16 protein-coding genes are annotated in these 19,418 nt (G+C 74.7%); 6 read left to right on the forward strand and 10 right to left on the reverse strand.

The features are described 5' to 3' along the window. Positions 1 to 132: 132 nt before the first annotated feature. The gene (gene nth / locus ACFFIC_RS09145; RefSeq protein ID WP_377049934.1) at positions 133 to 780 is read left to right on the forward strand and encodes an endonuclease III; all 648 of its coding nucleotides are present in this window, start codon (positions 133 to 135) and stop codon (positions 778 to 780) included. A gap of 13 nt (positions 781 to 793) precedes the next feature. On the opposite strand, the gene ACFFIC_RS09150 is transcribed toward nth, so the two are convergent. After that, a complete protein-coding gene (locus ACFFIC_RS09150; RefSeq protein WP_377049867.1) occupies positions 794 to 2,113 on the reverse strand; it encodes a solute carrier family 23 protein in 1,320 nt (439 codons plus the stop codon). Positions 2,114 to 2,301: 188 nt separating this feature from the next. Then, positions 2,302 to 3,849, reverse strand: a complete 1,548-nt coding sequence (locus ACFFIC_RS09155) for a flavin-containing monooxygenase (protein WP_377049868.1) — start codon at positions 3,847 to 3,849, stop codon at positions 2,302 to 2,304. A 130-nt stretch (positions 3,850 to 3,979) separates the two neighbouring features. On the opposite strand from ACFFIC_RS09155, the gene ACFFIC_RS09160 reads away from it, so the two are divergent. Both ACFFIC_RS09160 and ACFFIC_RS09165 read left to right on the forward strand, forming a co-directional pair. After that, complete coding sequence (locus ACFFIC_RS09160) at positions 3,980 to 4,468, forward strand: hypothetical protein (RefSeq protein ID WP_377049869.1); 489 nt, start codon at positions 3,980 to 3,982, stop codon at positions 4,466 to 4,468. Beyond that, positions 4,468 to 5,805 (forward strand): GAF domain-containing protein, encoded by a 1,338-nt coding sequence (locus ACFFIC_RS09165; RefSeq protein WP_377049870.1) that lies wholly within the window; start codon positions 4,468 to 4,470, stop codon positions 5,803 to 5,805. The genes ACFFIC_RS09160 and ACFFIC_RS09165 overlap by 1 nt, the downstream gene beginning before the upstream one ends. A 40-nt stretch (positions 5,806 to 5,845) precedes the next feature. Here the strand turns inward: ACFFIC_RS09165 and ACFFIC_RS09170 are convergent, their stop codons facing one another. Next, complete coding sequence (locus tag ACFFIC_RS09170) at positions 5,846 to 6,763, reverse strand: hydroxymethylglutaryl-CoA lyase (RefSeq protein ID WP_377049871.1); 918 nt, start codon at positions 6,761 to 6,763, stop codon at positions 5,846 to 5,848. Next, complete coding sequence (locus ACFFIC_RS09175) at positions 6,760 to 7,986, reverse strand: CaiB/BaiF CoA transferase family protein (protein WP_377049872.1); 1,227 nt, start codon at positions 7,984 to 7,986, stop codon at positions 6,760 to 6,762. Before ACFFIC_RS09175 ends, ACFFIC_RS09170 begins: the two co-directional genes overlap by 4 nt. A 69-nt stretch (positions 7,987 to 8,055) precedes the next feature. On the opposite strand from ACFFIC_RS09175, the gene hemN reads away from it, so the two are divergent. Further along, the gene (gene hemN / locus ACFFIC_RS09180; RefSeq protein WP_377049873.1) at positions 8,056 to 9,459 is read left to right on the forward strand and encodes an oxygen-independent coproporphyrinogen III oxidase; all 1,404 of its coding nucleotides are present in this window, start codon (positions 8,056 to 8,058) and stop codon (positions 9,457 to 9,459) included. 4 nt (positions 9,460 to 9,463) lie between these two features. On the opposite strand, the gene ACFFIC_RS09185 is transcribed toward hemN, so the two are convergent. The 5 genes from ACFFIC_RS09185 to hrpB all read right to left on the reverse strand — a co-directional run bounded on the left by ACFFIC_RS09185 (position 9,464) and on the right by hrpB (position 16,743). Continuing rightward, a complete protein-coding gene (locus tag ACFFIC_RS09185; RefSeq protein ID WP_377049874.1) occupies positions 9,464 to 10,615 on the reverse strand; it encodes a YbfB/YjiJ family MFS transporter in 1,152 nt (383 codons plus the stop codon). Further along, entirely contained in the window at positions 10,612 to 12,045 is a 1,434-nt protein-coding gene (locus ACFFIC_RS09190) for a sensor histidine kinase (RefSeq protein WP_377049875.1), read from the reverse strand. The genes ACFFIC_RS09185 and ACFFIC_RS09190 overlap by 4 nt, the downstream gene beginning before the upstream one ends. Positions 12,046 to 12,055: 10 nt before the next feature. Beyond that, entirely contained in the window at positions 12,056 to 12,742 is a 687-nt protein-coding gene (locus tag ACFFIC_RS09195; protein ID WP_377049876.1) for a winged helix-turn-helix domain-containing protein, read from the reverse strand. 268 nt (positions 12,743 to 13,010) lie between these two features. Beyond that, positions 13,011 to 14,147 carry a trypsin-like peptidase domain-containing protein gene (locus tag ACFFIC_RS09200; protein WP_377049877.1) on the reverse strand — a complete coding sequence of 379 codons (1,137 nt, stop codon included), beginning with the start codon at positions 14,145 to 14,147 and terminating at the stop codon, positions 13,011 to 13,013. Positions 14,148 to 14,292: 145 nt separating this feature from the next. After that, the gene (gene hrpB, locus ACFFIC_RS09205) at positions 14,293 to 16,743 is read right to left on the reverse strand and encodes an ATP-dependent helicase HrpB (RefSeq protein WP_377049878.1); all 2,451 of its coding nucleotides are present in this window, start codon (positions 16,741 to 16,743) and stop codon (positions 14,293 to 14,295) included. A 126-nt stretch (positions 16,744 to 16,869) separates the two neighbouring features. Here hrpB and ACFFIC_RS09210 point away from each other — a divergent pair, with 126 nt between their 5' ends. Together ACFFIC_RS09210 and ACFFIC_RS09215 are read left to right on the forward strand one after the other, a co-directional pair. Next, positions 16,870 to 17,376: a carboxymuconolactone decarboxylase family protein gene (locus ACFFIC_RS09210; RefSeq protein ID WP_377049879.1), complete on the forward strand. Its 507-nt coding sequence runs from the start codon at positions 16,870 to 16,872 to the stop codon at positions 17,374 to 17,376. A gap of 2 nt (positions 17,377 to 17,378) precedes the next feature. Beyond that, positions 17,379 to 18,302: a sigma-70 family RNA polymerase sigma factor gene (locus ACFFIC_RS09215; protein WP_377049880.1), complete on the forward strand. Its 924-nt coding sequence runs from the start codon at positions 17,379 to 17,381 to the stop codon at positions 18,300 to 18,302. Positions 18,303 to 18,339: 37 nt separating this feature from the next. Here ACFFIC_RS09215 and ACFFIC_RS09220 read toward each other — a convergent pair whose 3' ends face one another. After that, positions 18,340 to 19,305, reverse strand: coding sequence for a DUF305 domain-containing protein (locus tag ACFFIC_RS09220; RefSeq protein ID WP_377049881.1), 966 nt, complete (start codon positions 19,303 to 19,305; stop codon positions 18,340 to 18,342). Positions 19,306 to 19,418 lie beyond the last annotated feature (113 nt).

Raw genomic sequence — 19,418 nt, forward strand, 5'->3', positions numbered from 1 at the left:
ATTTCCTCCCCGCAGCCTGCCTGGGCTATGGACGATCGCGTGAGCCGCGCCCCTTCCCCTGCCCCGATCCTCCTGAAGAAGGCAGCGAAGCCGCTGCACGGCACGGCGAGCAAGCCGCGCCGCGCGCGCCGCATGGCGGCGGCGCAGGCGGCGGGCTTCGTCCGGGCGCTGGCGGCCGCGAATCCGGCGCCCGAGCCGGAGCTGGAATACCAGGATCCCTTCACGCTGCTGGTGGCGGTGGTGCTCTCGGCGCAGACCACCGACCTCGCGGTGAACAAGGCGACGGCGACGCTCTTCGCGGCGGCGCCGGACGCGGCCTCGATGGCCGCGCTCGGGCCGGAGGGAATCGCGCCGCACATCCGCCGGATCGGGCTGTGGCAGGCCAAGGCGAAGAACGTGGCGGCCCTGGCGCGGCTCCTGATCGAGCGCCACGGGGGCGTGGTGCCGCGGGAGCGGGCGGCGCTGGAGGCGCTGCCGGGGGTGGGGCGCAAGACCGCCAACGTGGTGCTGAACGTGGCCTTCGGCGAGGATGCCATGGCGGTGGACACGCATATCTTCCGCCTGGGCAACCGCACCGGCCTCGCGCCCGGGGACACGCCGCGCGCGGTGGAGGACGGGCTGGTGCGCCGCTGCCCGCCGGAGTTGCTGCGCGACGCGCATCACTGGCTGATCCTGCACGGGCGCTACGTGTGCAAGGCACGGCGGCCAGAATGCTGGCACTGCGTGGCGCGGGAGTTCTGCAACTACCCGGACAAGGTGGCCGGCCCCACGGCTGGGTGAGGCCGGCCGCGGCTCAGTGCGGCGGGCGGTCCGGCATGCCGTGCGCCACCGCCACCGGCTCCCGGCGTCCGATGCCGAGAAGCTGGTAGAGGCCGATGGCGGCGATGGTCGCCGTGCCGATGCCGGCGATGGAAAACCCGCCCAGCGTGACCGTGAAGTTGCCGGAGCCGAGCACGAGCGCGGTGCCGACGGTGAGCAGGTTGCGCGGGTCCGAGAAGTCCACGCGGTTGTCCACCCAGAGGCGGATCATGGCGGCGGCGATGAGGCCGAAGACGATGACCGCGAGGCCCCCCAGCACCGGCCCGGGAACCGTGCGGAGCAGCGCGCCGAACTTGGGGGAAAAGCCGAGCGCGATGGCCGCCAGCGCCGCCACCACGAAGAGCAGGGTGGAGAAGACGCGGGTCACGGCCATGACCCCCATGTTCTCGACATAGGTGGTGACGCCCGTGCCGCCGCCGAAGCCGGAGACCATGGTCGCGATGCCGTCGCCCAGGAAGCCCCGGCCGATGAAGGGATCGAGGTCGCGCCCGGTCATGGCGCCGATGGCCTTGATGTGGCCGAGGTTCTCCGCGACCAGAATGAAGGCGACGGGGGCGATGAGGGCCATGGCGCCGGCCTCGAAGCTGGGCGCGCGGAAGGCGGGCATGCCGAACCAGGGTGCGCCGGCCAGTTCGGCGAAGGAGATGGGCGGCAGCAGGCCCATGACGTTGCCGACGAAAAGGTAGAGCACGTAGCCGCAGGCGATGCCCGCCAGGATCGAGATGCGGCGGATCGCCAGCGGCGCGTAGACGGCGATGCAGGCCGTGGCGAGCAGGGTGGCGAGGGCCACGAGGACGTGCGGGCCGGTGCCCTCGATGCCCTTCACCGCGACGGGGGCGAGGTTCAGGCCGATGGCGGCCCCCACCGCGCCGGTCACGGCGGGCGGCATCAGCCGCTCCACCCAGTTCGAGCCGGTGCCCATCACCAGCAGGCCGATGGCGGCGTAGAGGGCACCCGCCGCGATGATGCCGCCCAGCGCCGGGCCGATGTTGGGGTTGGGGCCCGTGCCCGCATAGCCGGTGACGGCGATCACCACGGCGATGAAGGAGAAGGAGGAGCCGAGATAGCTCGGCACCCGGCCGCCGACGAGCACGAAGAAGATCAGCGTGCCGATGCCGGAGAACAGGATGGCGAGGTTGGGATCGAAGCCCATCAGCAGCGGGCCGAGGATGGTGGAGCCGGACATGGCCACCAGGTGCTGGACGCCCAGCAGGCCGGTGGTGCCCCAGGGCAGGCGTTCATCCGGGGGGACGGTGGTGCCGCGGGCCAGGGGCCAGCGGGGAAAGAAGGACATGCCGGGGTGGTCCTTGGCTGCTCGGGACGCGGGGGGGCATTATGCGGGCCCTTCCGCCTCCCGGGCAGGCCGGGGCGGCCTCGTTCCGCCCCCGTGCGCGGCAGGGGCGGAAGGCGGCGCTGGCACGTGGCCATGGCCGCTCGGGGCGCCGGGCAGGCGAGGTCCGTCCCGCCGGCCGGAGTGCCGCGTCAGGCCGCTGCCGCGCTCGGGCCGGCCTTGATGCTCTCCCACCGTGCCGCTTCCTCGGTGGTGATCATGGGCGAGGCGAGGCAGCCGAAGCTGGCGGCGTCGGCCGCGATCCGCGCCGCGGCACCGGCGCAGCGGTCCGGCCCCACGAGGCGGAAGGAGGCGGGCGAGAGCGGACCGAAAAGCAGGGCGCGGCGCAGTTCCGGCCAGAGGTCCGCGTCCGGCTCCACGCCGGCATGTCCGGCGAAGAGCAGGGCCATGGCGTTCATCGGAACTGCCTGGGGCCCGCCGCGCCGCATGCGGCAGGCAGCGAGGCCCCCCTGCATGATGGCCGCGCCGGGCATGGGCACCACGCCCGACCAGGAATAGGCCAGCCAGCGCGCCTGCAGCTCCAGCACCGGGAAATACGGCCCCACCTGGTCGAAGAGGCCGAGGAAGGCGAGCCCGGGGAGGTCCGGATGGAAGGTGTGGTCGTGCAGGTCGATGTGCGGCCCGTCGAGGTTCAGGGCCGCCGCGATCTCCGGCGCCAGGAAGGGCAGCGAGAGGCGGTAGCCGGTGCCGAGCACCATCGCATCCGCGGTTTCCGTGCGGCCATCGGCGAAGGCGACCTGCCGGCCCGACACGCGCGCCAGCCACGGGCGGACCTGGATGCGGCCATCGGCGACGAGGTCGAGGTGGTGCTGCGACTGCGTCAGGCCCGCGGCGAAGATATCGGCGTCCGGCCGAGGCGCGCCGGCCTGCTCGGGGCTGCCGGCGCTGGACAGCACCATTCGCCGCAGCTCCTCCGCCACGGCGGCGGGTGGCATCACGGCGGCGGCACGGGCCGCGAAGCGCGTGAAGGCGACGTGGTCGGTGGGCACGCCGGCCGTCAGCTTGCGCAGGACATAGCGTTGGCGGCGCTGGGCCACCGTGACGCGCCTTGCGCCGGCCAGGGCCAGTTCCGAGGCGATCTCGAGGGCGCTGACCGAGCAGCCGGCGACAACGACCGAGCGGTCCCGGTAGGCGGCCGGGCCGGCGTAGTCGAAGCTGTGGCGCACGCCGCCATCGCCGGTGAAGGTGTCGAGGCCGCTGACCTCCGGCCAGGCCGGCGCGTTGTGCCGGCCCGTCGCGACGACGACGCGCGCGAACCTCTCGGCCCGCCGCGCCTCGCCCGCTTGCGAGCAGACGATCCAACCCCTTCCTTCCGGCGACCGGGCGAGGTGGCTGACGCGGGTTCCGGATCGGATGCGCGGCAGCAGCCGCGCTTGGGCCGCGTAGCGCCGCAGGTAGCGCAGCACCTCGTCCCGCGCCGGGAAGACGGCCGTTCCCGGCGCGTGGTCCAGGCCGGCGAAGGCGGTCATGATCCGGCTGGTGTTGGTGCGCATGCCCGGCCAGGTGCCGCTCATCGGCGAGGCTCCGTTCCATTGGCCGCCGAGGGCATCGGCGGCCTCGAACAGCACGGGCTCGAAGCCCTGGCGCGCCAGCCACGCGCCGGCGGCAAGACCCGCCGGGCCGGCGCCGATGATGGCGACCGCGCGCGGCGCCATGACGATTGGATCCCTGGTGTTCATCCCCGGCCCTCCTTCTGCCGTGACCTCGGGCCGGAGTCCTAGGGCCACTGCCGGGGCGGGCGCTTCCTAAGTCTTCCCTAACTGGCCGCCGCGCTTCCTAAGACTTTCCTATCCGACTAGCCTCGCCCCCATGCGACCTGCCCGGGGCTGCCGGATCGACGCCGATCTGGCCGCCTTCATCGAATCCCCGGTCATGATCATCCTGGGCACCGGCATCGGGAGCGTGCCGGAGATCGGGCGCGGCATGGGTGCCTCGGTCGAGGTGGACGGCGCCCTGCAGATCGTCGTCTCCGCCTGGCAGTGGCCGGGAACCGTGGCGCAGGCGCGCGCGAATGGGCGCATCGCGGCGACCTTCGCCCGGCCTGCCGACTACGTGACCTACCAGGTGAAGGGCCCGGTGGACCGCGTCGCGCCGCTGACGCCGGCCCTCGAGGCCTGCGCGGCGCGCTACGCCGCCCGCATCACGGATGTGCTGGCGGGGCTCGGCCTGCCGCCTGAGTTGACCGCGCCGTGGCGGTCCGGGCGCGACCTGGTGGCCTTGCATGTCCGCCCCGAGCGGGTCTTCGTGCAGACGCCCGGGCCCCTCGCCGGCAACCTCCTGGCGGGGTCTGGCGGGTGATGCTGTCGCTTGCCGGACTGGAACCCTGCTTCGAGGGCGTGGTGCCCTCCATCCTCTGCACCCTCGCCCCGGACGGCACGCCGAACATCTCCTATCTCTCCCATGTCCGGCGACACGGGGACGCGCAGGTCTCCGTCTCGAACCAGTTCCTTTCCAAGACCGCGGCGAACCTACGGGAGAATCCGCGCGCCGCCCTGCTGGTCGTGGATCCCGGCGACGGCGCGCAGTACCGGCTGGACCTCCTCCACCGCGGGAGCCTTGAGGCCGGGCCGGCCTTCGACCGCATGGACGCGGACCTGCGGGCCACCAGCGCGCAACTCGGCATGGCCGGCGTGATGCGGTTGCGGGCCATCGACATCTTCGACGTGCTCCACCTCCACCAAGTGGAGGGGGAGCGAACGGCCGCGGCGCCGGCGCCGCCCTCCGGACAAGGGCTCGCCCGCGCGCTCGCGGTGAGCGAGGCGCTGATGCGGGCGAACGGGCTGGGCGGCATGGTGGAGGCGGTGCTCGACGCGCTGACCGACGCCTTCGGGCACGAGGCGACGCTCCTGCTGCTGCACGAGCCGGCCCGGGGCTGCCTCGTCGCCCTTGGCAGCCGCGGCTACGGGGTGAGCGGCATCGGCGCGGAGGTGCCGCTCGGGGAAGGCCTGATCGGCCTGGCCGGCCAGGACAGGCGCCTCCTCCGCGTGAGCGATGCGAGCCGGCTGCGGCGCTACGGGGACGCCATCCTGGCCAGCTCCGAGCAGGAGGCGCGAACGCGCAGCGTCGCGCTCCCACGCCTGCCGGACGCGCTGAGCCAGCTTGCCGTGCCGCTGGAGGCGCAGGGGCGCGTGCAGGGCGTGCTCTTTCTCGAGAGCACCCGGCGGATGGCCTTCGATGCCGAGGACGGGCGCGCGCTCTCCCTGGTGGCGCGGCAGCTCGCCCTGGCAATCGCGCTGGCCGAGGCCGAGCTTGGGGAAGGCGCGGCCACCGGGCCGCAGGATCGGGCGTCATCCGCCGCGGGCCGCCCCGTGCAGGTGGTGCACCACGCGGGGGACGACAGCGTCTTCATCGGCCACGAGTACCTGGTGAAGGGAGTCGCTGGCCGGTTGCTCATGTGGATGCTCGACGCCTACCAGGCAGCCGGGCGGCGCGATTTCACGAACCGGGAGATCCGCGCCGATGGCGGGCTGCGGCTGCCGGAGCTGAAGGACAACCTGGAGACGCGCCTGCTCCTCCTGCAGCGGAGGCTCGAGGAGAAGCGCGCGCCGGTCCGGCTGCTGCGCCCGGCGCGCGGCCGCATCCGCCTTGAGGTGGAGGGCCGGCTGGTGGTGGCCTCCGACCAGGGGGGGCGCTGAGGGGCCTGTCCGGCGGCCGCGGTTCAGGGCCGCGACACGTTCAGGCCGCGCGGCGGACCGAGGGCACGCCGCGCAGCCGCCCGCCGGGGGTGCCGCCGGGGATCCGGGCCGCGATGTCGGCGGCCTCCAGCAGGCGGTTCCAGTTGATGCCGGTCTCGACCCCCATGCGGCGGAACAGCCAGGCGACGTCCTCGGTGGCGACGTTGCCGGTGGCGCCGGGGGCGAAGGGGCAGCCGCCGAGGCCGCCCGCCGCGGAGTCGAAGATGCGGACGCCGCCGGCCCAGGCGGCCGAGACGTTGGCCACCCCCATGCCGTAGGTGTCGTGCCCGTGGAAGGCGAAGCGCAGGCCCCAGGAGCGGTGGGCCTGCTCGAAGATGCGCCGCACCTGGTCGGGGGCGGCGTTGCCGGTGGTGTCGGCCAGCGCGATCTCCATGGCGGGATCGAGAGCCACGACCCGCTCGATCCAGTCCAGCGCCTCGCCGTCGGGCACCACCCCCTCGAAGGGGCAGTGAAAGACGGTGGACAGGTTGAACCGGAGCTCGAGGCCCGCCGCCTTGGCGTCGCGCACGATGGCGGCGAGGTCGGCGAAGGATTCCTCGCGCGTGCGGTTGAGGTTGGCCTTGTTGTGGCTTTCCGTGACCGACATGAAGAGGCCGAGGCGCTGGGCGCCGGACGTGGCGGCGAGGTCGAAGCCACGGCGGTTGGGCACCAGCACCGTGCATTCCAGCCCCGGCAGCTCGAGCGAGGCGCGGAGCACCTCGGCCGTGTCGGCCATCTGCGGGACCGCCTTCGGCGACACGAAGGAGCCGATCTCCATGCGCCGGATGCCGGCGTCGTAGATGGCCCGGACAAGGGCGATCTTGGTTTGCGTCGGCACGAAGGGGCCGATGGATTGCAGGCCGTCGCGCGGGGCGACGTCGCTGATGGTGGCGCGCGGGGGGGTGATCGGGGTGCTCATGGGGTGTCCTCCTGCTTCAGCAGCGAACCGAAGACGTAGTCGTTGTGGGCGCCCACCGCGGGGCCGGGCCAGCGCACCATGGCGGCGGGCGGCACGCCCTGGAAGCGGAAGGGGGCGGCGGGATGGGGCACGGTGCCGATCAGGGGGTCCTCCACCGGCAGCACCATGTCGCGCGCCTGGAAGTGGGGGTCCTCCACGCAGTCCTGCATGTCGTAGAGCCGCGAGCACGGCACCTCGACGGCCTCCAGCGCGTCCTGGGCCTCCCTGGCGGGCAGGGTGCGGGTCCAGGCGGCGATGGCCTCGTCCAGCTCGGCGGCGTTGGCGCAGCGGCCGGAATTGCTGGCCATGCGGGGGTCGTCCGCCAGGTCCTCGCGGCCGATGCGGGCCATGAGGCGGCGGAAGATCAGGTCGGAGTTGCCGGCCACCGCCAGCCACTTGCCGTCGGCGCAGGGGTAGGTGTTGGTCGGCGCCGCGCTGGGAAGGGCGGCGCCCATGGGCTGGCGGACGCGGCCGAGCATGGCGAATTCGGGCAGCATCCCCTCCATCAGGGAGAAAACGGAGGACACGAGGTCGAGGTCGATCACCGTCCCCTTCCCGTCCGGGTTCCGGTCCCGTCCCCAGCAGGCGGAAACGAGGGACAGCGCCGCGTACATGCCCGCGAGGTCGTCGCTGATGGAAACGCCGCAGCGGGGCGGGGGCAGGCCGGTCTGGCCAGGGTTGGCGGTGAGGTGGCGCAGCCCCCCCATGGCTTCCCCGATGGCGCCGAAGGCGGGCTTGTCGCGGTAGGGCCCGTCCTGGCCGTAGCCGGAAACGCGGGCGATCACGAGGCGCGGGTTCCCGGCATGCAGCGCCTCCGGCGAGAGGCCCATGCGCTCGATGGCGCCGGGGCGGAGGTTCTCCACCAGGGCATCGGCGCGGGCGAGCAGGGCGCGCAGGCGCCCCCTGCCCTCCTCCGTCTTCAGGTCCAGCGTGACGGACAGCTTGTTGCGGCCGTGGATGGAGAACCACACGGCGTGGCCGTTCACGCGCGCCCCCCAGTCGCGGTGCGGGTCGCCGCCGGGCGGCTCGACCTTGATCACCTCGGCGCCGAGGTCGGCGAGGAGGCGGGTGGCGAAGGGGGCGGCGATGTAGTGGCCGAGCTCCACCACGCGAAGGCCGGTGAGGGGCAGGCGGGGATCCTGCGGCGGGGCCTGGCCCGGCTTCTGGTCCGGCATGTCCGGCATGGGCGTTCCTTCTTCTCGGGCGCGATGTTCCCCGCCCGGGCGGCGCTGGCAAGGGGGGACGGGGGCTGCTTGACCTGCGTCAAGGTGGCGCGCGGGGCCGGCCTGTATGGGCGGGGAATGAACGCCGCCGCCCCGTCCCGCGCCCTCCTCGCCCTCGCCGAGGCCAAGGTGCCGCGCTACACGAGCTACCCCACCGCCGCCCAGTTCGGGCCGCTGGACGAGGCAACCTACCGCGGCTGGCTGCGCGACGGGATCGGGGCGAAGGACGCGCTCTCCCTCTACCTTCACGTGCCCTTCTGCCGCGATCTGTGCTGGTACTGCGCCTGCCACGCGAAGCCGACGCGCTCGGAGGCGCGGATCGACGCCCTGGCGGCGGCGCTGGAGGCGGAGGCGGACCTGCTGGCGGCGGCGCTGCCGGAGCACGGCGGGGTGTCGCACCTGCACCTGGGCGGCGGCACGCCCACCATCCTCGGCCCCGCGCGGATCCGCGCGCTGGTGATGGGCCTCAAGGCCCGCTTCGGGTTCCGGGCGGGAGCGGAGATCGCGATCGAGCTGGACCCCCGCCTCCTGGAGGAGGCGATGGTGGACACGCTGGGCGAGGTGGGCGTCACGCGCGCCAGCCTGGGCGTGCAGGACATCTCGCCCGAGGTGCAGGCGCGGATCGGCCGCCCGCAGCCGGCGGAGCTGGTTTCGGTGGCGGTGGAGCGGCTGCGGCGCGCCGGGATCGGCAGCGTGAACCTGGACCTGATGTACGGTCTGCCCGGGCAGACCACCGCGCATGTGGAGGCCAGCGCGCGCTTCGCGGCCTGGCTGGACGCCGACCGGATCGCGGTGTTCGGCTACGCGCATGTGGCCTGGATGAAGCCGAACCAGCGCGCGATCGATGCGACCACCCTGCCCGGCGCGGAGGCGCGGATGGAGCAGGCCGAGGCGGCGGGGGCGGTGCTGTCGGCCGCGGGCTACGCGGCGCTGGGGCTCGATCATTTCGCGAAACCGGCGGACCCGCTGGCGCGGGCGGCCGCCGCGGGGCGGCTCCGGCGGAACTTCCAGGGCTACACCACCGACGACGCGCCGGTGCTGCTGGGGCTCGGCCCCTCGGCGATCGGCAGCCTCCCGGGCGGAATGGCCGGGAACGTCCTGGACGAGCGGACACACGGGGATGCGGTGGCGGAGGGGCACCTGCCCGTGGCGCGCGGGGTGGCCGTGACGGCGGAGGACCGGGCCCGCGGGGCGATCATCGAGCGGCTGATGTGCGACTTCGCGCTCGACCTGCAAACGGTGGCGCCGGGGATGGAGCCGGTGGTGGCGGCGGCGCTGGAGGCCATGGCGCCGCTGGCCGGGCAGGGCCTGGTGGAGGTCTCGCCCGGGCGGGTGGTGGTGACGGAGCTGGGGCGGCGCTTCGTGCGGCAGGTGGCGGCCTGCTTCGACGCCTATCTGGCGCCCTCCGAGACGCGGCACTCGGCGGCGGTGTGAGGGATCAGTCCTCCCGGCGGGCCACGATGAGGCCCGCGAGGCTGAGCACGAGTCCGGCCAGGAAGACGGGGGCATGGGCATCGCCGGCCCAGGCGAAAAGAACGGCGAGCGCATAGCCTGTCAGCGCCTGGGCGCCGGCATAGAGGGCCGTGGCGCGGGACCAGTGGCGCGCCGTGTCCGCCCCGGTCGCGGCCCGCAGGCGGGCCAGGGCCACGGCGGAGATGCCGATGCCCGAGAAGCCGGAAAGCAGGGCGGCGATCGGCACGGCGGCGGGATGGGGCAACAGGGCGGCGGCCAGCGCCGCCACCTGAGCGGCCATCCAGAGCGGCATGGCGCGGGCGCCCAGCCGGTCCGCCGCGCGGCCGCCCGAGAGGGTGCCGAGGAGGCCGCCCAGGCCGAAGAAGGCCCAGACCAGCCCGGCGGCGGCCACCCCCATGCCGTGCCCGCGCGCCGCGAGGTCGCCCAGATAGACCATCGGCGCGGCCATGCCGGCGGCGGACAGGGTGTAGGCGAGGATCAGGGAGGCGGGGGCCCTGGTGGGACCGGTCGCGGGAGCGGCGGTGGACGGCGCGACGGGCGCTCCGGGCCAGCGCGGATGGGCGAAGGCCCAGAGGGCGGCGATGGCCAGGCCCAGGCCGGCCCAGGCCGCGGAAAGGCCGCCGGTGGAAACCAGGGCCGGCACCAGGAGCGAGGCCAGCACCACGCCCGCGCCCACGCCGGAGATGACGAGGCCCCCGGCCCGGCCGCGCCGCGCGGGCTCCGTCACGGCCTGCACGGCGGGGCCGACCAGCGCCATGGTGACGCCGCCGGCCAGCCCCGCCGCCGCCCGCCAGGCGGCGAGCCAGGGAAAGCCCCAGGGCGCGGCGGGATGCAGCGCGGAGGCAAGGAAGGACAGGGCGGCGAGCGCCATGCCGGCGTCCAGCGCCCGCCGGGTGCCGAGGCGGAGGCCGACCAGGGGGCCGAGCAGGGCGCCGGCGAGGTAGCCGGTGAAGTTGATGGCGCCCAGCGCGCCCGCCTCCCCTCCCCCGACCCATCCGCCCGCGACGAGCGCGGGAAAGAGGGGGACGTAGCCGAAGCGGGCGAGGCCGATCACGGCGCAAAGGGCCGCCGCCCCCGCGAGGGCCGGCCGCAGCGCGGGGTCGGGGGCGCGGCTCATGCCTCGGCCGGGGTGGCGAGGCCGGCGTGAAGGACCAGGGTGGCGGCGAGGCCGGGGGGCATGCGCCCGCGATGGGCGTCGGCCAGGATCAGCTCCCCTCCGTGCAGGCCGGCCACGGCGCGGACCAGGGACAACCCCAGGCCATAGCCGGGGGTCGCGCGGGCGCTGTCGGCCCGGAAGAAGCGCTCCCCGGCGCGGGCGCGGTCGGCGGGAGGAAGGCCGGTGCCTTCGTCGGCCACCGTGATGCGCAGCGTGTCCTCGGATATCATGGCCGAGAGGCGGATGCGGCCTCCGGCGGGGGAGAACTTCACGGCGTTGTCCAGCAGGTTGGCCACGGCCTGCAGCAGCAGGTCGCGGTCCCCGGTCATGGGCAGGCTGTCCGGCAGCTCCGCCTGGAGGAGGACGCCGCGGGCCTCCGCGATGGCTTCGTAAAGCTCGGCGGCGTCGGCGAGCAGCGGGGACAGGTCGAGGGTCGCGAAGGCGGCGCGGCGGGCGCCGGCCTCGGCCTCGGTGATGCGGAGCACGGCCTGGAAGATGCGGGTCATGCCGTCGAGGTCGGCCAGGCCCGTCTCGATGGCGCGGCGCATGGTCTCGGGATCGCCGTCCAGCGCTTCCTCCAGCCGGCCGCGGGCGCGGGCGACGGGGGTGCGGAGGTCGTGGGCGATGGCGTCCGACACGCCGCGGATGCCGGCCATGAGGGTGCCGATGCGGTCCAGCATGGCGTTCAGCGTGCGGCCCAGGCGGTCGAACTCGTCCTCGCGGCCGGACAAGGGAACGCGCTGGGTGAGGTCGCCCCCGGCGATGGCGGTGACGGTATCCGCGGCCGGGCGCAGGCGCGACTGCAGGGCCCGGCGCAGCAGCAGCGCGCCGATGAACGCGATGAGCCCCGCGGCGCTGGCCGCCCATCCCAGGCCGCGGGCGAGAAGCTCCCGCAGGCGCAGGCGCTCCTCCACGTCGCGGCCGACGATCAGGCGGTCGCCGTTCGGCAGGTCGGCGCGGTAGAGGCGGGCCTCGGTGAGGGCGCCCTCGCGGATCAGGGGCGCGCGGAGCCAGCGGAGCGGCTCGCCGTCCGGCGCGGGACCGTCCAGCTCGTCCGGCGTGGCCGCGAGGTTGCCGGCGATCTGGCGGCCGGCGGCGTCGGTCAGGCGGTACAGGTCCTGGGCGTCGCCGTCGCGGATGAGGCGGAAGGCGATGGCCTCCTCCACCCCCGCGCGCCCGGCCTCGCGGAAGCGCTGGGTGAGGGCCGCGACGTCGGCGCGGATGGCGGCGTCCGTCTGCCGGTCGAGGCCGCCGGCCGTGTTCCACCAGACGATGCCGGCGAAGGCCACGCCGCCGAGCAGGAACATGACGGCGAAGAAGACGGCGAAGCGGAAGCCCGCGCTGTCCACCAGGCGGGGGACGGGCGCGCGGCGGATCTGCTCGGCGACCATCGGGGGAACCTTAGGCGGCGTCCTCGGCGCGGATCATGTAGCCGGCGTTGCGGATGGTGTGGATCAGCGGCTTGTCGAAGCCGCGGTCGATCTTCTGGCGAAGCCGGGAGACGTGGACGTCGATCACGTTGGTCTGGGGGTCGAAGTGGTAGTCCCAGACCTTTTCCAGAAGCATCGTGCGGGTGACGACCTGCCCGGCGTGGCGCATCAGGTGCTCGAGCAGGCGGAACTCGCGGGGCTGCACGTCGATGCGCTTGCCCCCGCGGGTGACGGAGCGCGACAGGAGGTCCAGCTCGAGGTCGGCGACGCGGAGGCGGGTGGCCGGAACCTCGGCGGCGGGGCGGCGGCCCAGGGCCTCCACGCGGGCGAGAAGCTCGGCGAAGGCGAAGGGCTTGGTGAGGTAGTCGTCGCCGCCGGCCTTGAGGCCGCGCACGCGCTCGTCAACCGAGGACAGCGCGGTGAGAAAGAGGACGGGCGTGCGGTTCTCCTGCCCGCGCAGCGTTTCGACGAGGCGCAGGCCGTCCACGCCGCCGGGCAGCATGCGGTCGATCACCAGGAGGTCGAAGGGTTCACCGGCGGCGGCGAAGAGGCCGTCGCGGCCGTTGTCGCGGTGCTCCACGGCGTGTCCGGCCTCGGTCAGGCCCTTGCGGACAAAGCGGGCCACCTCGGGGTCGTCCTCGACCAGCAGGATACGCATGGGGGTCCTTGGGGTTCGTGTGAGGGGTGGCGTGCCTGAGGGCAGAATGGCGCGGGGGCGGCCGGGTGGCCAGATGGGGCCATTCCCAACCCCCTGCCGCCAGGCGGCGCCCCCTGGTGGCCGAGGACGCGCGGCCCGTGCCCGACCACCGGCGCGGCCGGGGCTGCGCCGGCCGCCGGCCCCGGCGAGGGCGCGCATGGAGGGGTGTGACTTCGCCGGACCGGACCGGGTGCATGCCAGGCGCGGGAGGACCGCCCGGTTCGGACGGCTATTGCGGCTGCACCGCCGCCGCGGTGCCGGGCGGGCGCCGGCCGACCTGCACGTTGACGTCCTGGCCCCGGCCCTCCCGCGTCAGGGTCAGGCGCACGCTCTGGCCGGGGGTGATGCCGGCGATGCTGCGAATCAGCGCGCGGGAGGTTTCGATGCGGTCGCCGTTGAGGGCGGTCACGAGGTCGCCCTGCCGCAGGCCCGCCCGGGCGGCGGGGGAATTGCGCTCCACCCCCTGGATCTGCACGCCGCGGCGGCCGCGGGGCGCATCCGGGTTCACGTCCTGCACGGCGACGCCGAGCCAGCCGCGCTCCACCCGCCCGTCGCGGCGAAGCTGCTCGATGACGTTGCGGGCGAGGTCCGACGGGGTGGCGAAGCCGATGCCGGCGGAGGCGCCGGAGGGGGAGTAGATGGCGGTGTTGATGCCGATCACCTCGCCCGCCGTGTTGAACAGCGGGCCGCCGGAATTGCCGGGGTTGATGGCGGCGTCGGTCTGGATGAAGTCGTCGAAGGGCCCGGCGCCGATCTCGCGCCCGCGGGCGGAGACGATGCCCGTGGTGACGGTGCCGCCGAGGCCGAAGGGGTTGCCGGCGGCCATCACCCACTGGCCCACGCGCACGGGGCTGCTGCCCCAGGGCACGGCGGTGAGCGGCACGCGGGACTCGATGCGCAGAAGCGCGAGGTCGGTCAGCTCGTCCGTGCCGACGACGCGGGCGGGGTGCTCGGTGCCGTCCTGGAGCGAGACCACGACGCGGGCGGCGGAGCCGACGACGTGGTTGTTGGTCACCACGAAGCCGGACGGGTCGATGATGAAGCCCGACCCGGCGCCCTGCACCTGCTGGCGGCCGCGGCGCTCGCGGAAGTAGCGCTCGAACGGGGTGCCTCGAAGTTCGGGCGGGATCTGGGTGGTCTGCTCGCCCGTCACGGCGATGTTGACCACCGCGGGCAGCACGGCCTGGGCCAGGTCCGCGAAGTCCGGCAGCACCGTCATGCGCGGGGTGGCGGACTGGGCCTGGGCATCGAGGGGCGTGCAGCCGGGGACGATCGCGAGGGCGGCCAGGCCCATCAGCGTGGCGCGGCGCGCCACGCGGTGGGTGCTGTTGGACTCAACCGGCGGCGGGGTCACGGGGTCGGACATGCGGGGTATCGGCTCTCCGGCGGTGCGGCGGGGTTTCCCCATAGAGGGGGAACGAGGCAGGGGTGTTCAAGGCGCCGGGCGCCGCCCGTGCTGCATGCGGGGCACAGGTGGGCGCGCGGGCAACAGGTTCGGGCCGCTTTCCCGCTCAGGCGCCCTGGCCGGGGTCCTCGGGCCAGGCATGGCGGGGATAGCGGCCACGCATCTCGCGCCGCACCTCGGCCCAGCCGCCGCGCCAGAAACCGGGGAGGTCCGAGGTGACGGCGATGGGCCGGCCGGCGGGGGACAGCAGCGACACCTGGAGGGGAACGCGCCCCCCCATGAGGCGCGGCGGGTTGGCCAGGCCGAAGAGGTGCTGGGCGCGGGCCTCGATGGCCGGGACCTCGCGGTCGTAGTCGATGGCCGCCGTGCGGCTCTCCGGCAGGTCCACGCGGGCGGGGAGGTCGGCGTCCAGGCGGCGGCGGAGGTCCCAGGGGATGAGGGATTGCAGGATCGCCACCGCGTCCAGCGCGCGGAGATCGGCCAGGCGGGACCTGCCGTGCAGGTGGGGGGCCAGCCAGTCGGCGGCGGTGGCGGCCAGCGCGGCGTCGGAAACGTCGGGCCAGGGCGGGCCCTCGGTGGCATGGGCCCAGCGCAGGCGGGCGCGGAGCTGGATGGCCGGCTTGGTCCAGTCCAGGTCGCGGAAGGCCCGGGCGGCGGCGGCACGGGCCAGGGCTTCGGCCACCAGGGCGGGGTCGGCGTGGGGAAGGGTCGATTCCTCCAGCACCAGGGGGCCGAAGCGCAGGCGCCGGCGGGCGGTGACGGCGTTGGCGCGGGGGTCGAACTCGGTGACGTCCTCGCGGACGAAGCGCTCGGGGAAGCGGGACTCCAGCGTGGCGCGGTCGAGCGGCGCGGCCATGCGGATGCGGGCCTCGGTGCCCTGCAGCTCCATGGCGGCGACGGCCAGGAGCGGCGACTTGCGCAGCGGGTCGGTGGCGGCGAGGCGGGCGCCCTGGCCGGAGGACAGGCGGTAGGCGCCCTCCATGGTGCCGCGGCGGGCGGCGATGCGGTCGGGAAAGCCGGCGGCGAGAAGCGCGGCGGGATCGCCCTCGGGCTCCGTCCGCTCGGGCACGGAAAGGCGGCGGCGGTGGAGCTGGGCGGTGCGGCGGATGCGGGCCACGGCGGCGCGGTCGGCCTCCGGGTGGTCGCCGCCGCGGAGCAGGTCGAGCCGGAGGTGGAGCTCGGTGGGGGCGTCGCGGTTGCGGATGGGGTCGCGCTCCTCCAGCAGCGCGGCGAGGTCGGCGGCGAGCGCCCCCTCCCCGGGCGTGCGGGTTTCCACCATCACGCGGGCGAGGCGGGGGTGGGCGCCGAGGCGGGCCATGCGGCGGCCGGTGGCGGTGATGCGGCCTTGCTCGTCCAGCGCGTCGAGGTCGCGCAGCAGGGTGCGGGCGGCGGCCAGGGCGCCTTCCGGCGGCGGGTCCAGGAAGGAAAGGGCGCGGGGGTCGGCGCCCCATGCGGCGCAATCGAGAGCCAGGCCGGAAAGCTCGGCCTCCAGCATCTCCGGGCGGTCGGCGATGGGCAGGCCGCGGTGCAGGGCCTCGGTCCAGAGGCGGATGGCGACGCCGGGCTCGGTGCGGCCGGCGCGCCCGGCGCGCTGCTCGGCGGCGGCGCGGGAGATGCGGACGGTGGCGAGGCGGGTGAGGCCCGTCGCGGCGTCCAGGCGGGGCGCGCGGCGGAAGCCGCCATCGACGACGATGCGGACGCCGGGGACGGTGAGGCTGGTTTCCGCGATGGAGGTGGCCAGCACCACCTTGCGGCGGGTGGAGGGGTTCAGCGCCCGGTCCTGCTCGGCGGGCGGCATCTCGCCGTGGAGCGGGAGGATCTCGGCGTCGATGCCGGACAGGCGGTCGGCGGTGCGGCGGATCTCGCCCCAGCCGGGCAGAAAGGCGAGGACGTCGCCGGGATGCTCGCGCAGCGCCTCCCGGATGGCGCCGGCCATGGCCTCGGGCAGGTCGCGCGGCTCCTTGATGTCGCGCGGGCGGTGGTGGACGGCGACGGGAAAGGCGCGGCCGGCGCTCTCGATCAGGGGCGCATCCAGCAGGGTGCCGAAGCCCGCGGCGTCCAGCGTCGCGGACATGGCCAGCAGGCGGATGTCGGGGCGCAGCGCGCGCTGCATGTCGAGGCACAGCGCGAGGCCGAGATCGGTGTCGATGTGGCGCTCATGCGCCTCGTCGAACAGCACGGCGGACACGCCGGCGAGGTCCGGGTCGGATTGGAGGCGGCGGACGAGCAGGCCCTCGGTCACGACCTCGATGCGCGTGCGGTCGGAGACGGCACGGTCCAGGCGGGTGGACAGGCCGACCAGGCCGCCGGGGGCGCCCTCCCCGGCCAGGTCCGCCATGCGCCGGGCGGCGGCGCGGGCGGCGACGCGGCGGGGCTCCAGCACGAGGATCTTTCCCGTGGCCCAGGGCTCGTCCAGCAGGGTGAGCGGGACGATGGTGGTCTTCCCCGCGCCGGGGGGCGCGACGAGGACGGCGTTGGAAGGCGTGTCATCCCGCGTCCGCAGGGCGGCCAGAAGGGCGGGCAGGGCCTCGGCGACGGGGAGTTCGGGGAGGTGCATCGTGCGGCCGGTCTCGGCGGCGGGAAGCGGCTTGTCAAACGCCGGGCGCGGAATCTTCGGGGCCGGGTGTCACACCGGGTGTCGCTGCCTCGTCCTGTGGCTGACACCCCTGCAAGGAAGACCGCCATGACGCCCCGTCTGAACTACTTCGCCGCCGCTCCCAAGCTGATGCAGGCCATGATGGCGCTCGAGAAGGCCGTGGTGTCGTCCGGGCTGGAGCACGGGCTGATCGAACTGGTGAAAACGCGCGCCTCCCAGGTCAACGGCTGTGCCTTCTGCATCGACATGCACACGCAGGACGCGCGCAGGGCGGGGGAGACGGAGGCGCGGCTCTTTCTGCTGGACGCCTGGCGGGAGGCGCCGCACTACACCCCGCGCGAGCGCGCGGCGCTGGCCTGGACGGAGGCGCTGACGCTGGTCGCCGCGACCCGTGCGCCGGATGCGGACTACGATGCGCTGAAGGCCGAGTTCTCGGAGGAGGAGATCGCGAAGCTGTCGGTGCTGATCGCCACGATCAACGCCTGGAACCGCCTGGCGATCGGCTTCCGCGCCGTGCCGGCCTCGGCCGCTGCGCTTGCAGCGACCCCGGCCGCTGCAAGCGCAGCGCCTCCGGCGGAAGCGCGGGTGGCCTGAGCGTGGCGGAGGGGCGCGCGGATCCGGTGGAGCACTTCGCGCCCCTCCGCGCCGAGTTGATCGGGCTCGCCTACCGGATGACCGGTTCGCTGGCGACCGCCGAGGATATCGCGCAGGACACCTTTCTCCGCTGGAACGCGGCGGATCGCGCCGCCATCGACGTGCCGCGGGCCTGGCTGCTGAAGGCCGCGGCGCGGCTGAGCCTGGACCACCTGAAATCGGCGCGGCACCGGCGGGAGCAGTATGTCGGCCCCTGGCTGCCCGAACCGGTGCTGGACTCGGAGGAGGCGCCGCAGCAGGCCGCCCATGCGCACGCGCAGGCCGTGTCGGTGGCCTTTCTCCTGACGCTGCAACGGCTTTCGCCGGCGGAGCGCGCGGTGTTCATCCTGCACGACCTGTTCGAGACACCCTTCGCGGAGATCGCGGGGCTTCTGCGGCGGAGCGAGGCGGCCTGCCGCAAGCTGGCGACGCGCGCCCGGGCGCATCTCGGCGAGGCGGAGGCCCGCCAGCCCATCGCGGATGCCGAAGCGCGGCGGATCGCGGGCGCCTTCCTGGCAGCGACCCGCGACGGCGACGAGGGGGCGCTGCGCGGACTTCTGGCGGCCGAGGTGGTGCTGCACACGGATGGCGGCGGCATCCGGCCCGCGGCGCTCAACCTCATCGGGGGGGCGGAAAAGGTCGGACGCTTCTTCGCGGGACTGGCGCGCAAGCGGGCCGGCCCCCCTGCCCCGTTGCTGCGGATGGGCCGGGTCAACAGCATGCCCGGCTATGTCACGCTGGAGCCGGACGGCCTGCCCCAGACCACGGCGCTGGAGGTGCGGGACGGGCGGATCGCGGCGATCTACATCATGCGCAACCCGGAGAAGCTGGGCTCGGTGCGGGCGAGCGCCGCCGCATGGGCCGCACGGGCGCGCAGCGCGGTGTAGGCGGTGCGCGCCGTGCCGCGGCGCAAGGCGGGCGCGCTCAGTGGCCGTGATGGGCCGTGGGCGCGGCCCGGCGGCGCGGCCCGGGCGGCGCAGGAGTGGCGGGCACGGCGGCCGGCCGGGCCGCGCCGTGGCCGGCATGCGGGCCTTCATGCCGGTCGTCAGGCCGGCCGTTTGCGGGGGCTGCGGGCGCCGCGTGGCCCTCGTGCCCGCCATGGGACATGCCTTCCATGCCGTGGATCATGGAGGCCGGAACGGGGATGGCCGAGGCGTCGCCGGGAAAGGCGGCCACCACGCGGCGCATGAGGCCGATCTCCTGGATCTGGTCGGTGAGGATGTCCACGTTCAGCAGGCCCAGAAAGGTGTTCCGCCCGTTCGGATCGGCCTGGTAGGCGCGGGCCATGTCGAGCGCGCCCTGGTGGTGGATGGTCATGGCGCGGGCGAACTGCACGTCGCGCGCGCTGACCGGGGCGCCCGGGCGGTCCAGCGGCGAGAGCGGACCGGGGATGGGGGCCTTGCTGTAGCGGTACTGGATCGCGAGGTTCTCCACCGCCGCGGGCTGGACCGCGAGGCGGGCGAAGCCGAGGTCCAGCACCGCGGCGGGCTGGTCCAGGCTGGCTGCCACGCCGTCGAGCAGGGCGATCTCGAAGCGCTGGTTGTGGATGATGGCCACGGCCAGGTCGCGCAGCGCCGGGCTGCTGGCGGCGGGGTCGCGGAGGTATTCGTCGGACATGGTCAGGGCGCCCGCGTGGTGGGCGCGCATGCCCGTGACGTAGTCGCGGTCGGCCTTGAGGGTAGCCGGGAGGCGGTCGCGCGGCACCACGGTGTAGGTTCGCGAGAGCACGGGCTCGATGCCCTCGTCCGATCCCTCCCCCACCATGGCGGCGGCGGGATGGGCGGCGGCGAGGAGGGCGAGGGCCGTGGCCGTGGCCGTGGTCGCGAGGAAAGGCGCGAGGCTCCGCCCGGCGTGGCGGCGGGTTCGGTCCGGAATGGCTTCAGGGGTCATTGGGGCCTGTGTTCCTGCTGCCGCGAAGTCCGGCGCGGCGTTCACGGCACAAGCTGGGGTTTCCCACCGTGGGAAGGTCAAGGGGATATCCGGGAAGGCGCCACTCCGCGTCG

The organism is Muricoccus vinaceus, assembly GCF_042433125.1.
GTDB classification, from domain to species: domain Bacteria; phylum Pseudomonadota; class Alphaproteobacteria; order Acetobacterales; family Acetobacteraceae; genus Roseomonas; species Roseomonas vinacea.